Below are 12,483 nucleotides of genomic sequence, written 5' to 3'. Positions count from 1 at the left end.
CGACCCGTGGACCGACCGCAGCTGCGCCGCAGCGTCACCGCCGTCGCGGTGACGGGCGCCCTCGCCCTGGCGGGGGCCGTCGCGGCACCCGCCACCGCCGCACCGGCCGCCGCCGCGCCGGGCGGAGCCTTCCTCACCCCGTACCTCACCGAGCTCGACGTGACCGGCGACCGCCAGGTCACCACCGCCGACCTCGACGTCGTCGCCGCGCACCTCGGTGCGACCGCCGGCTCGTCCGGCTGGACCGAGGTCGCGGTCGCCGACGTGGACGGCGACGGGACCCTCACGCTCACGGACCTCGCCCAGGTCTCCCAGCGCATGGTGTACGACGACGGCGCGTTCGAGCTGGTCGAGGCGAGCGTCCTGGACATGCAGGCCGCGATGAACGCGGGCGTCACGACGTCCGTCGAGATCACGCAGGCCTACCTCGAGCGGATCACGGCGTACGACGACACGCTCGTCGACACCGGGGCGGGCGGCCGGCCGCTCAGCTCGATCATCGCCGTCAGCGACGTCGCGCTCGCCGCGGCGGCCGCCGCCGACGCCGAGCGTGCCGCGCACGGCATGACCAGCCCCCTGCTCGGCGTGCCGGTGGCCGTGAAGGACAACTACGACACCCTCGACATGCCCACCACGGGCGGCTGCGGCTGCTGGCAGGACAACCAGACGACGACGGACGCGACGATGGTCGCGGGCCTGCGGGAGGCCGGCGCGGTGGTCCTGGCCAAGGCGGGCCTCGACGAGTTCGCGTACGGGTTCGTCTCCGAGTACTCGGCGGGCCTGCCGGTGGGCGGCACGGTGCGCATCGCCAGCCCGTACGCCACGTCGCGCAGCGCGGGCGGCTCCAGTGGTGGCACGGGTGCCGCGATCGCGGCGAACCTCGCCGGCATCGGGTTCGGCACCGACACCGGTGGCTCGATCCGCGTGCCGTCGTCGTACAACCAGCTGGTGGGTGTGCGTCCCACCGTCGGCCTCGCGAGCCGCGACGGGATCATCCCGCTCGCGCTCAGCCAGGACACCGGCGGGCCGATGGCGCGCTCCGTGCTCGACGCGGCGGTCGCGCTCGACGCCGTCGTGGGCGTCGACGACGCGGACCCGGTGACGGCCTCGCAGGCCGGGCTCGTCCCCGAGTCGTACGCCGCGTCGCTGGACGCCGACGCGCTCGACGGCGCCCGCATCGGGTACCTGCCGTCGATGATCGGCACCAACCGCACCACGGTGCGGCTGTGGGCCGAGGCCCGTGCGGCGCTCGAGGCGCGCGGCGCCACGCTCGTCGAGGTGCCGTCGTCCGCGGAGCTCAACGCGGTGCTCGCCGAGCCGAGCGGCAGCACCGACGAGTTCCGTCGGGACCTCGCCGGGTACGTCGAGCGGCACCTGTCGCCCGCGGTGCAGGCGCGCACGATCGAGGACATCCTCGCGGGCGGCCACTATGTGACGTCCCGCCGGAGCACGTACCTGCAGCGGGCCGCCGTCACGGACGAGCAGTACGAGGCGTGGGCGGGTCCGCAGGGCTCGCACACCCGGGCGCTCGCGAACGGGCGCACGTTCGTCACGCAGCTGCTCGACGACCTCGACCTCGACGCCATGGCGTACCCGAGCGGCACGCCCTACGGCACGCACAGCACCAACATGCGGCTGAGCCCCAACTCGGGTCTGCCGGCCGTGACGGTGCCGATGGGACAGGCGACCGCGGCCGACGCCACGATCACGGGCGCGGGGGTCAACCTCGAGCTGGTCGGTCGCGCGTTCGACGAGGGCACGCTCCTGGGCCTCGCGTACGACTTCGAGCAGACCACGCGGGCGCGCACGTCGCCTGCGCTGTACGGCCCGCTCGGCTGAGCACGCCGCCGCGGGACGCCCGCGGCACCACGGGCAGGACGACCCCCGACCGGGCACCCCGGTCGGGGGTCGTCGTGCGTCCGGAGCCGGCCGGGCCCGTGGCCGGCGGGGCGGTCGGCGGACCACAGTGCGGACGGGACCGCGACGTGCGCGACGGGCCTGGCTAGGGTCGATGCGTCGTGACACGGGGTGCCGCACCAGCGGCTGAGATCACACCCGTCGAACCTGATCTAGGTCGCACTAGCGAAGGGATGTCGCGCATGTCTCCCATGCGTCCACCGCTGCACGCCCACCCGCACCGACGCCGGGGGCCCGCCGCCACCTGACGCCGCCGCGTCCCTGCCTCATCGGTCGCACCCGTCGGTCCCACCCGCGCCCGCGCCCACGTCCGTGGCCGCGTGGCGTCGCTGCGCCGTGCCCGCACGCCCCGCCACCTCGGCCATCCGGAGACTCCCATGCCTCGACCCCGTCTCGCCCCGACCGTCGCCCTCATCGCCGTCGTGCTCGCGTCGGCCGCCTGTACCGACGGACGCGGCACCGCCGCCGCAGCCGACCGCACGGTCGTGCGGTTCGCGCTCGACTGGACCCCCAACACCAACCACACCGGCCTCGAGGTCGCCCTCGCCAAGGGCTGGTTCGACGACGCGGGCCTCGACGTCCAGGTGCTGCCCTCCACAGCCGTCCAGCCCGACGCGCTCATCGACGCCGGCGCCGCCGAGGCGGGCATCAGCTTCCACGGCGACTCCGTCCTCGCGCAGGCGGCCGGTGCCGACGTGGTCGCGGTGCTCGCGCCGCTGCAGCACTGGGCGTCGGCGATCGGCGTGCGCGCCGACGACACGACGATCACCCGGCCCCGCGACCTCGACGGGCGCGTCTACGCCGGGTTCGGCGGCCCCGCGGAGGTGCCGCTGCTGCAGGCGGTGATCCGCGCCGACGGCGGCCGCGGTGATCTCACGTCGGTCACCCTGGGGACCAGCGCGTACGCCGCGCTGTACGCGGGGGAGGCCGACGTCGCGATCCCGTTCGTCGCGTGGGAGGGGCTCGAGGCGCAGCGGCTGGGGACGCCGCTGCGGTACTTCCGGTACACCGACTACGGGTTCCCCGACGCGTACGCGGTGCTCGTCGACGCCCGTCGGTCCTGGGTGGCCGAGGAGCCCCAGGCGGCGGCCGCGTTCGTCGACGCGCTGCGCCGGGGCTACGCGTACGCGGCGGACCACCCGGACGAGGCCGCGGAGATCCTCGTCGCCGCGCACCCCGACGCGTTCGCGGACCCCGCCATGGTGGTGGAGAGCCAGCGCCTGCTCGCGCGCGACTACATGCGCGCCGACGACGGCACGGTCGGCGGCATCGACACCGCACAGCTCGCGGGGTACGGCGACTTCCTGTTCGACCAGGGGCTGCTCAGCGGCCCGGACGGCGAGCCGCTGACGCGTCGCCCCGACTGGGCGACCTACCACGTCGACCTCGGCGGCGGGTCGTGACGGGCACGCCCGGGCGGCTGGCCCCCGTGGGCCTGGGCGTCCTCGCGCTGCTCGCGGCCTGGCAGGTCGTCGTCGCGACGGGCGGCGTGGCGCCCCGCCTGCTGCCGTCGCCGGCGCGGGTCGCGCAGCAGGCGTGGACCCACCGCGAGACCCTGGCGGGGCACACGGGCGCGACGCTCACGGTGACGCTCGTGGGGTTCGCGGTCTCGGTGGTGGTCGCGGGGGCGCTCGCCGTGACGCTCGACCGGCTGCCGCGCCTGCGGGCGGGCGTCGTGCCGCTGCTGGTCGCGTCGCAGACCGTGCCCGTGCTCGTCGTCGCGCCGCTGCTGGTGCTGTGGTTCGGGTTCGGGCTGGCGCCCAAGGTCCTCGTCGTGACGCTCGTGACGTTCTTCCCGGTCGCGCTGGGCCTGGTCGAGGGGTTCGCGGCGGCCGGCCCCGGCGCGTCGGCGCTGCTGGCGACGATGGGGGCGAGCCGCCGGCAGGAGTTCGTGCACGTGCGCCTGCCCGCCGCGATGCCGCGCTTCTTCACGGCCCTGCGCATCGCCGTGACGTACGCGGTGGTCGGCGCCGTGGTCGCGGAGTACGCGGGCGCCGTGCAGGGGCTGGGCACCTACATGACGATGCAGCGCGCGGCGTTCCGCACCGACCTCGTCCTCGCCGCGGTCGGGGTGTGCGCCGCGCTCACGCTCGTCCTGTACGCGCTGACGTGCGGCGTCGAGCGCCTGGTCGTGCCGTGGGCGCGGCCCCGGCGGGTGCGTCGTGGGTGACGCGCTGCTGCAGGTCCGCGACGTGCACCTCGCGCTGCCCGCGCCCGGGGGGCCGCGGGCGGTCCTGGCGGGCGTCGACCTGCGCGTCGAGCGCGGCTCCTTCACGTGCGTCGTCGGCCCGTCGGGCTGCGGCAAGAGCACGCTGCTGGGCGTCGTCGCGGGGCTGCGGCACCCGGACCGCGGGCAGGTGCTGCTCGACGGGCGCGACGTCACGGGCACCACGGGCCACGCCGCGTGGATGCCCCAGGACGACCTGCTGCTCGAGTGGCGCACGGTCGTCGACAACGTCGCCCTCGGGCTCCAGGTGCAGGGGCTGCGCCGCCGCGAGGCGCGGGCGCGCGTGCGGGACCTGCTCGCCGGGTTCGGCCTCGCCGAGCACGCCGACGCGCGCCCCTCGGAGCTGTCCGGGGGCTTGCGCCAGCGCGCCGCGCTGGCCCGCACGGTCGTGCAGGGCCGCGACGTCCTGCTGCTGGACGAGCCGTTCGGCGCGCTCGACGCGCTCACCCGGCTGCACCTGCAGCGCTGGCTCGCCGCGACGTGGGCCGCGCACCGCTGGACCGTCGTCATGGTGACCCACGACGTGCGCGAGGCCGTGACCCTCGCGGACGAGGTCGTGCGCCTGTCCGACCGGCCCGCCCGCGTGGCGGTCCGTCACGTCGTGGACGACCCGCACCCGCGGCACCCGGCAGCCCTAGGCGCCGGGACCCGGCGCGTCGAGGCCGAGGTGCTCGCGGGTCTGGGGGTCCTCGACGGGCAGGACGCCCCCGGCGCGCCGGTAGGCGGCCGGGGGACGCCCGGTGTCAGAGCGCCGAGTCGCGCATCGACCCCGTGATGTCGGCGTCGGGGTGCAGGAGGATGCACTGGACGACGTCGTCGCCCTGCGCCCAGCCCTCTTCGGAGGGGGAGAAGAGGGTGTAGTCGAGGGTGGACTCCTCGTAGGCCTTGCCGACGAAGCCCGCGAAGGCGTCGTAGCAGAACTGCTCGGCGACGGTCGGCGTCGTGGCGTCCGCGGCCTCCGTCAGGGCGAGGTCGGAGCGGAACTGCTCCTCGGTGAGGGTCGTCTCGGCGTAGATCTCCGCGTCGTGCGGGTCGCCGCACGGGATGGTCGACACCGACGAGATCGAGGTCGCCTCGGAGAGGGCGGCGTAGTCGAAGCAGTCGCCGAGCTGCAGGGAGAAGACGTCGGCCTCGGCCGATGCGGTGATCTCGCCGCCCGGCTCGTCGCGCTGCGCGGGCTCGGCGGTGTCACCGAGGATCCCGCAGCCGGTGAGGGTGGCCGCGAGGGTCGCGGCCAGGAGGGGGACGGTCAGGAAACGGAGGGGACGAGGGCTCATGCCGAGCAGTGAACCAGCGCCGGGCGCCTGTCCCGGACCGATCGGGCGTGCCGGACGGGATGAAGACCTGGGAATCGGCTGTGGGGTGCGTCACCCTCCCCGACGGCGACCGGTGAGCGGGCGTGGTGCCGTCGGGAAGGGGTGACGAGGTCGGGTGACGGTGGGAGCCGCCGACGTCAGAGCGTGGAGTCGCGCATCGACCCCGTGAACCCGCCGTCCGGGTGCAGGACGATGCACTGGACGACGTCGTCGCCCTGCTCCCAACCCTCCTCGGAGGGGGAGAAGAGGGTGTAGTCGAGGGTGGACTCCTCGTAGGCCTTGCCGACGAAGCCCGCGAAGGCGTCGTAGCAGAACTGGTCCGCGACGGTCGGTGTCTCGGTGTCCCCGGCGGTCGTCAGGGCCAGGTCGGACTGGAACTGCTCCTCGGTGAGGGTGGTCTCGGCGTAGATCTCCGCGTCGTGCGGGTCACCGCACGGGATGGTCGACACCGAGGAGATCTCCGTCGCCTCGGACAGGGCTGCGTAGTCGAAGCAGTCGCCGAGCTGCAGGGAGAAGACGTCGGCCTCGGCCGAGGCGGTGATCTCACCGCCGGGCTCGTCGCGCTGCGCGGGCTCGGGGCTGTCACCCAGGACGGAGTCGAGGACGCCGCAGCCGGTGAGGGCCGCCGCGAGCGCGACGGCGAGCACGGGGGCGGTCAGGAAGCGGAAGGATCGCGTGGTCACGGCGAGTAGTGAACCAGCAACCGGGGGTCCGGTGTGCCCGGTTTTCGACCTTTTCCGCGAGCTTCCTGGATGCCGGCTGTGTCGTGGCGCGTGGGAGCCGCCATGCTCCTCAGCGCACGGCCGCTGCCGGGGTCAGGTCGCGCAGCTCCGCTCGCACCGCGTCGCGGAACGCGCTCGACGCCGCGACCTGCTCGGGGAAGACCTCACGCAGCGCGAGGACCCGGTCGGTGGGGTCCGGGCCGGTCACCGCATCGGCCAGGAGGGCGGCCAGCGGGTCGTCGAGCGTCACGCGGCGGCCGGCCACGACGAGCTCGCCCGTCGTCGTGGCGCGCAGGTAGGCGACCCAGCCCGCGACCGCGCGCGCGGCCGCGTGCGGCACGCTGCCGGCCGCGAGCCGGTCGGCGACGGTCCCGAGCAGCCGCACGGGCAGCTTCTGCGAGCCGTCCATCGCGACCTGCAGGGTCGTGTGCCCGGTGCGGGGGTTGGCAAAGCGGTGCAGCACCTCGTCGCGGTAGGCGGGCAGGTCCAGGCCGTCGGGCGCGACGAGCGTGGGCAGCACGTCCTCGTCGACGAGCGCACGGACGAGCGCCTCCAGGTCCGGGTCGGCGACGGCCTCGGCGATGGTCGCGTAGCCGCGCAGCGCCCCGTGGTACGCCAGCGTCGAGTGCGTCGCGTTGAGGATGCGCAGCTTGGCCCGCTCGAAGGGTGCGACGTCGTGCGTGAACGTCGCACCGGCGTGCTCCCACGCGGGCCGCGGACCGGCGAAGTCGTCCTCGACCACCCACTGGAAGTAGGGCTCACCGGCGACGAGCGCCTCGTCGTGCAGCCCCAGCAGAGCCTCGGCCTCGGCGCGGTGGGCGCCGCTCGTCGCCGGCACGATCCGGTCGACCATGCTGGAGGGGAACCGGACGCAGGAGGCGACCCACGCGGCGACGTCGTCCGACCCCGGGACGGCGGCCAGCGCCTGCGTGACCAGGCCCGCGAGCACGGCGCCGTTGTCGGTGAGGTTGTCGCAGCTGACCACGGTCAGGGGAGCGCCCGACGTGCGGTGCCGCCGCACGAGCCCGCGCACGAGCAGGCCGATGGGTGTCAGCGTCGCGGCGTCGTCGTCGTGGCGGAGCTCGCCGGTCGCCGACGCCAGGTCCGCCGCCACGTCGTGCGCCGCGGTGTCGAGCCGGCCGTCGGGCGCGCGGCGGTAGCCCTTCTCGGTGACCGTGAGGCTCACGACGTGCGTCGTCGGCGCCGCGACGGTGTCGAGCACGAGGGCGGTGTCACGCCCCGGGAAGGCGACGCCGCGGACCGCGCCGACGACCCGCAGGGACGTGGCGTCCGCGCCCGTCGTCAGGACGCCGTACAGGCCGTCCTGCGGTCCCAGCTGGTCGGCGACCCGCGCGCTGCGCTGCGTGACGCCGAGCAGCCCCCAGCCGGTCTCACCGGTCGCGGCGGCCGCGTCCTCGGCGCACACGGCCTGGTGGGCGCGGTGGAAGGCGCCGATGCCCAGGTGCACCTGGCCGATCGTCAGCGTGGCGGGGTCGACCGCCGGTCCGCGGACCTCGTCGGGGAGGCCGCGGGCGGCGCGGTCCGCCCAGGTGGCGGCGGACAGGCGGGGCAGGGTCATCGGGGCTCCGAGTTCTGGGGTGGTGGCGCGGTGGTGCCACGCACCACGAGCTCGACGGGCAGGACGGTGGTGGGGGCCCCGGGCTCGCGGGGGACGAGGAGCAGGTCGACGGCGGTCCGGCCCAGGCGTGCCAGGGGCATCGCGACCGTCGTGAGCGCGGGGTTCACCAGGGTCGCGACCGGGACGTCGTCGAACCCCACCACCGACATGTCGTCGGGGACCCGTACGCCACGCGCGCGCAGCCGGTCGATGAGGCCGAGGGCCATGAGGTCGTTGTGGGCCAGGACCGCCGTCGCGCCGCTCGCGACGGCCAGGTCGGCGGCTCCGACGCCTCCGGCGAAGGCCGGCGGGTGCGCCCCGAGGTCGAGCACCTCGACGTCGGGGCCGAGCGACTGCAGCCCGTCGCGACGACGGGCGTCGGACCACGACCCGGCGGGTCCGCCCGCGTAGGCGATCCGGCGGTGGCCGAGGGCGTGCAGGTGCCGCACGGCCTGCCGCACGCCGTCGCGGTTGTCGACGACGACCGAGGGCACCCCGGCTCCCTCGCGGTTGACGAGCAGCACGGGGCGTCCGTCGGCGGCGACCGCGGCGAGGTGGTCGTCCGACATGCGGGGCGAGCACAGCAGGACGCCGTCGGCCTGCGCGCCGAGCTGCGCGACGAGCTCGGCCTCGAGCAGCGGGTCCTCCTCGGCGTCGGCGACGACGACCGCGTGGCCCGACGCGCGGGCGCGGGACTGCACGGCCTTGGCGACGGCCGCGAAGAAGGGGTTCTCCAGGTCGGGCACGAGGAGGCAGAGGTAGCCGCTGCGGCCGGTGATGAGCTCGCGCGCCGCCCGGTTGGGCCGGTAGCCGAGCTCGCGGGCCACGCGACGGACGAGCTCGCGGCGCTCGGGGGCGACGAGGTCGGGGGCGGACAGCGCGCGCGAGGCCGTCGCGGCGGAGACACCGGCGGCACGTGCGACGTCGCGCAGCGTGACGGCCATGGGAGCTCCTGTCGCGTCGGGTGCCGGACGCCGGGCGGGCGGGGGCGGACATGCGATGAAACCGATTTCATCACGGTCCGACCAGCCTGGGCAACGGGGACCGACCGTTCTTGCATCGGCGGCACACGGGTGGCAGGGTCGGTCTGCAAACGTATTCACCGAGGTGGGCGACCCCCGTCGTCCGCACCGCCGCAGCGCCACGCCGCGCTGCCGCGGCCCGGCGCTGGAGGATCCCATGCCCGACCCCGCAGCCGCTGCTCCCGGCTGGGCGCTGCACCCCGACCGCGCGCTGCCGGCCGACCCCGTGACCCGACCGGTCGCCCGGCAGATCCTCGAGGCGACGGCGCACCTGCCGATCGTCTCGATGCACGGCCACGTCGACGCGGGCGTGCTGGCCCGCGACGAGGCCTTCGGCGACCCCGCCTCGCTGCTCGTCGTCCCCGACCACTACCTCGTGCGCATGCTCGTGTCGCAGGGCGTCCCGCACGACGCGCTGGGCGTGCCGCGACGCGACGGCGGTGCGGTCGAGAGCGACCCGCGCGAGATCTGGCGGACGTTCGCCGCCCACTGGCACCTGTTCCGCGGGACGCCGACGCGCTTCTGGCTGGAGCACGTGCTCGTCGAGGTGCTCGGTGTGACCGAGCGGCTCTCGGCGGCCACGGCGGACGCCGCCTACGACACGGTCGCCGAGCGCCTGCGCGAGCCGGGCTTCCGCCCGCTGGCGCTGCTCGACCGGTTCGGCATCGAGATCATCGCGACGACCGACCCGGCGTCGGCGGACCTGGCCGACCACGCCGACCTCGCCACCCGCGGCTGGGGTGAGCGGGTCGTCCCGACCTTCCGGCCGGACGCGGTGCTGCACGTCGACCGCCCGGGCTGGGCCGACGACGTGGCGCTGCTGGGGGAGCGGGCCGGGGTGCCCGTCGGGTCGTACCGGGACTTCCTGCGGGCGCTCGAGACCCGCCGCTGGGCGTTCGTCGAGGCGGGCGCACGCGCCACCGACCACGGCCACCTGCTGGCCGACACGACGCCGATGTCCGAGACCGACGCCTCGGCCGTCTTCGCCTCCGCGCTGCGGGGCGACGTGGACCCCGCCGCGGCGCGCGCTTTCTCCGCCCACATGCTGTTCGAGATGGCGCGCATGTCGACGCAGGACGGTCTGGTCATGCAGCTGCACCCGGGTGCGCTGCGCGACCACGACCCGCACGTCATGGCGTCCCGCGGGCACGACGTGGGCTACGACATCCCCGTCGCGACCGAGTACGTCCACGCGCTGCGTCCGCTCCTGACGGCCTTCGGCCACCACCCCGGCCTGCGCCTCGTGGTGTTCACCCTCGACGAGGACACGTTCAGCCGCGAGCTCGCGCCGCTGGCGGGCGTGTACCCGGCGCTGCGCCTGGGGGCGCCCTGGTGGTTCCTCGACAGCCCCGACGGCATGCGCCGGTTCCGGGAGGCGGTCACCGACACGGCCGGGTTCGCCAACACGACGGGCTTCGTCGACGACACCCGCGCGTTCCTGTCCATCCCGGCGCGGCACGACCTGTCGCGTCGCATCGACGCGGGCTTCCTCGCGCGGCTCGTCGTCGAGCACCGGCTCGACCTCGACGAGGCGCTCGAGACCGCCGTCGACCTCGCCTACGGCCTGCCGCGCCGCGCGTACGCCCGGCACGAGCCGGACGGCACCCCCCACCCCTCCTGACACCCCCCTTCCCCCGCGAGAGAGCGATCCCGTCACCCCCCCGGGGCGTGAGAGAGCAGCCCGGTCGGACCTCGTGCGCGTCCCGACGGGCCCGGATGTGCAAGCATCGGCGACCATGTCGATCCACCCCCTGCTCTCCGACCTGCTGCGCACCGTCACGGACTGGGACTCCTGGGCCGCGGGCACCGCGACGCTGTCCGCCGGGTACCGGCTCCCCGACGTCCACGTCGAGGACCTCACGGTCGACGGGCCGCACGGGCCCGTGGCGGTGCGGTTGTACCGGCCGTCCGCCCGCCCGGCGTCGGGGGCCGGTCTGGTCTGGGCGCACGGCGGCGGGTTCGCGTACGGCGACCTCGACATGTGCGAGGCGCACGTGGTGTCCGCGGAGCTCGCGGCGCGGCACGGGATCGTCGTCGCGTCGGTCGGGTACCGGCTCGCGACGCCCGGCGCCGGTTACCCGATCCCGCTCGACGACGTCCACGCGGCGTGGACCTGGTTCGTCCGCGAGGCGCCGGCGCTGGGCGTGACGCGGCTGGGGCTCGGCGGTGCGTCCGCGGGCGCGGCCCTCACCGGAGGCGTCGCCGTGCGCGTGCGGGACCGCGGCACGCGCGCGCCCGACGCGCTGCTGCTGGCCTACCCGGGCATGCACTTCCCGTCGCCCGCGCTGCCCGACGAGCAGGTCGACGACCTGCGCCGGCTGCCGCGCGGCATCCGGTTCCTTCCCGCGCCCATGCTCGACATGACGCGCACCTACCTGGGCCGCCTGTCCGGGTTCCCCGCCGAGGCGATGGCGGGCAACGGGGACGTCGCGGGCCTGCCGCCGACGTCGGTGGTGGTGAGCGAGGTCGACGACCTGCGGCCGTCGGGCGAGATGTTCCTGCTGCAGCTGCAGGACGCGGGCGTCCCCACGCGCGAGATGGTCGCCGCAGGCATGCTGCACGGGCACCTCGACATCCCGCCCGTGCCCGCGCTGCCGGCGATCGGGGAGTCCATCGACTTCCTCGCCCGCGGCCTCGTCGGGGACTGACCGCGCGCACCGGGGGCTCCCGAGGGCGGGCCGGGACGTGGGACGCTCGGGCATGGCCGGTGGCAGGCGCGCGTCCGGGGTCGGCGGCACGCCGGCCGGGCTGGTCGTCGTGGGGGTGCTCGCGCTCGCGGCGTGCGGCGTCGGCGGCCCGCCACCGACGGCCGCCGGCTCGTCGTCCGTGCCGACGTCCCTGACGTCGCGCGGTCCGCTGCCGAGCTCGGTCACGTTCGACGTCGAGGTCGCGCAGGCCCGGAGCGACCGCGTCGCGCGGGTCGTGGAGCTGCAGGTCCGCAACACCGGACCGGTCGACGTCAGCATCGCCCGCGCGCGCCTGACCAGCGCCTTCGTGTCGGGGGAGTCCGAGGAGGGCCGCGACGTCGACGCGAGCCGCATGCGACGCGTGCGGGTCGCGCTCGGCGCGGCCGTGTGCGGTCCCGCGGCCGGTGACGACCCGCGTGCGCGCGTCGAGCTCGACGTGACGACCGCCGACGGCCGCACCGGCACCGTCACGGTGACTCCCACCGACGAGACGGACGACCTGCGGCGCATCCACGGCGAGGACTGCGCGGCCGCGGCGGTCGCCGCCGGTCTGCGGGTGACGCTCGCCGACGGGCTCGCCGTGCGGGACGTCGACGGCACCTCGGTGGCGGACGTGACGCTGCTCGTCGAGCCGGTGCCGGGCGGCCCCCGCGTGCGGATCGTCGCGGTGCAGTCCACGACGCTGCTGCGCCCGCTGGGCTCGACGGGGCAGTGGGTGGTGGACGTCGACTCGGCGGTGCCGCCGCCCGACGGGCGGCTGGTGCTGGCGACCGTGCCGGCCCGCTGCGACCTGCACGCGATCGCCGAGGACAAGCGGGGCACCGTGCTGGGCGTGCAGGCGGTGGTCGACGACGTCGAGCAGCCCCTGTTCTACGTCGCGGCGTCGGACGCGCTGCGCGGTGCGCTGTACGACTACGTGACCACCGCGTGCGGGCCGGCGACCGACGCGCGCACGGGCTGACCGGCCGGCGCGG

Annotated in this window: 11 protein-coding genes and 1 riboswitch; of the genes, 7 read left to right on the top strand and 4 right to left on the bottom strand. The window is 75.7% G+C overall.

Going from position 1 to position 12,483, the window contains the following annotated elements; genetic code table 11:
- Window positions 1-6 precede the first annotated feature (6 nt).
- From KKR89_RS14990 to KKR89_RS14975, 4 genes are all read left to right on the top strand, one after another.
- Window positions 7-1,839 (top strand): amidase family protein, encoded by a 1,833-nt coding sequence (locus KKR89_RS14990; protein WP_251140911.1) that lies wholly within the window; start codon window positions 7-9, stop codon window positions 1,837-1,839.
- A gap of 175 nt (window positions 1,840-2,014) precedes the next feature.
- A riboswitch (TPP riboswitch) is annotated at window positions 2,015-2,108 on the top strand.
- 186 nt (window positions 2,109-2,294) lie between these two features.
- Complete coding sequence (locus KKR89_RS14985; protein WP_208196141.1) at window positions 2,295-3,320, top strand: ABC transporter substrate-binding protein; 1,026 nt, start codon at window positions 2,295-2,297, stop codon at window positions 3,318-3,320.
- Entirely contained in the window at window positions 3,317-4,087 is a 771-nt protein-coding gene (locus tag KKR89_RS14980) for an ABC transporter permease (RefSeq protein ID WP_251140910.1), read from the top strand. Before KKR89_RS14985 ends, KKR89_RS14980 begins: the two co-directional genes overlap by 4 nt.
- Complete coding sequence (locus tag KKR89_RS14975) at window positions 4,080-4,919, top strand: ABC transporter ATP-binding protein (RefSeq protein WP_208196140.1); 840 nt, start codon at window positions 4,080-4,082, stop codon at window positions 4,917-4,919. The genes KKR89_RS14980 and KKR89_RS14975 overlap by 8 nt, the downstream gene beginning before the upstream one ends.
- On the opposite strand, the gene KKR89_RS14970 is transcribed toward KKR89_RS14975, so the two are convergent.
- The 4 genes from KKR89_RS14970 to KKR89_RS14955 all read right to left on the bottom strand — a co-directional run bounded on the left by KKR89_RS14970 (window position 4,888) and on the right by KKR89_RS14955 (window position 8,744).
- Entirely contained in the window at window positions 4,888-5,421 is a 534-nt protein-coding gene (locus KKR89_RS14970; protein WP_208196139.1) for a septum formation family protein, read from the bottom strand. The genes KKR89_RS14975 and KKR89_RS14970 overlap by 32 nt on opposite strands.
- A gap of 176 nt (window positions 5,422-5,597) precedes the next feature.
- A complete protein-coding gene (locus KKR89_RS14965) occupies window positions 5,598-6,143 on the bottom strand; it encodes a septum formation family protein (protein ID WP_208196138.1) in 546 nt (181 codons plus the stop codon).
- A gap of 109 nt (window positions 6,144-6,252) precedes the next feature.
- Window positions 6,253-7,761 (bottom strand): mannitol dehydrogenase family protein, encoded by a 1,509-nt coding sequence (locus KKR89_RS14960; protein WP_208196137.1) that lies wholly within the window; start codon window positions 7,759-7,761, stop codon window positions 6,253-6,255.
- On the bottom strand, window positions 7,758-8,744 hold the full coding sequence (locus tag KKR89_RS14955; RefSeq protein ID WP_208196136.1) for a LacI family DNA-binding transcriptional regulator: 987 nt from the start codon (window positions 8,742-8,744) through the stop codon (window positions 7,758-7,760). The genes KKR89_RS14960 and KKR89_RS14955 overlap by 4 nt, the downstream gene beginning before the upstream one ends.
- 235 nt (window positions 8,745-8,979) lie before the next feature.
- Here KKR89_RS14955 and uxaC point away from each other — a divergent pair, with 235 nt between their 5' ends.
- The 3 genes from uxaC to KKR89_RS14940 all read left to right on the top strand — a co-directional run bounded on the left by uxaC (window position 8,980) and on the right by KKR89_RS14940 (window position 12,470).
- Window positions 8,980-10,443, top strand: coding sequence for a glucuronate isomerase (gene uxaC, locus KKR89_RS14950; RefSeq protein WP_208196135.1), 1,464 nt, complete (start codon window positions 8,980-8,982; stop codon window positions 10,441-10,443).
- 115 nt (window positions 10,444-10,558) lie between these two features.
- Window positions 10,559-11,470 (top strand): alpha/beta hydrolase, encoded by a 912-nt coding sequence (locus KKR89_RS14945; RefSeq protein WP_208196134.1) that lies wholly within the window; start codon window positions 10,559-10,561, stop codon window positions 11,468-11,470.
- A gap of 52 nt (window positions 11,471-11,522) precedes the next feature.
- Window positions 11,523-12,470, top strand: coding sequence for a hypothetical protein (locus tag KKR89_RS14940; protein WP_208196133.1), 948 nt, complete (start codon window positions 11,523-11,525; stop codon window positions 12,468-12,470).
- Window positions 12,471-12,483: the final 13 nt, after the last annotated feature.

The sequence above is a fragment of the Cellulomonas dongxiuzhuiae genome, from assembly GCF_018623035.1.
GTDB lineage: Bacteria > Actinomycetota > Actinomycetes > Actinomycetales > Cellulomonadaceae > Cellulomonas > Cellulomonas dongxiuzhuiae.
The sequence above is the reverse complement of the archived record's forward strand: the minus strand, read 5'-3'. Positions and strand labels throughout refer to the sequence as shown.

What these genes read in the sequence shown, in the direction of transcription:
- KKR89_RS14985 (WP_208196141.1), top strand. Translation starts at nt 2,295, where the DNA reads ATGCCTCGACCCCGTCTCGCCCCGACCGTCGCCCTCATCGCCGTCGTG.
- KKR89_RS14970 (WP_208196139.1), bottom strand. Translation starts at nt 5,421, where the DNA reads ATGAGCCCTCGTCCCCTCCGTTTCCTGACCGTCCCCCTCCTGGCCGCG.
- KKR89_RS14960 (WP_208196137.1), bottom strand. Translation starts at nt 7,761, where the DNA reads ATGACCCTGCCCCGCCTGTCCGCCGCCACCTGGGCGGACCGCGCCGCC.
- KKR89_RS14955 (WP_208196136.1), bottom strand. Translation starts at nt 8,744, where the DNA reads ATGGCCGTCACGCTGCGCGACGTCGCACGTGCCGCCGGTGTCTCCGCC.
- uxaC (WP_208196135.1), top strand. Translation starts at nt 8,980, where the DNA reads ATGCCCGACCCCGCAGCCGCTGCTCCCGGCTGGGCGCTGCACCCCGAC.
- KKR89_RS14945 (WP_208196134.1), top strand. Translation starts at nt 10,559, where the DNA reads ATGTCGATCCACCCCCTGCTCTCCGACCTGCTGCGCACCGTCACGGAC.
- KKR89_RS14940 (WP_208196133.1), top strand. Translation starts at nt 11,523, where the DNA reads ATGGCCGGTGGCAGGCGCGCGTCCGGGGTCGGCGGCACGCCGGCCGGG.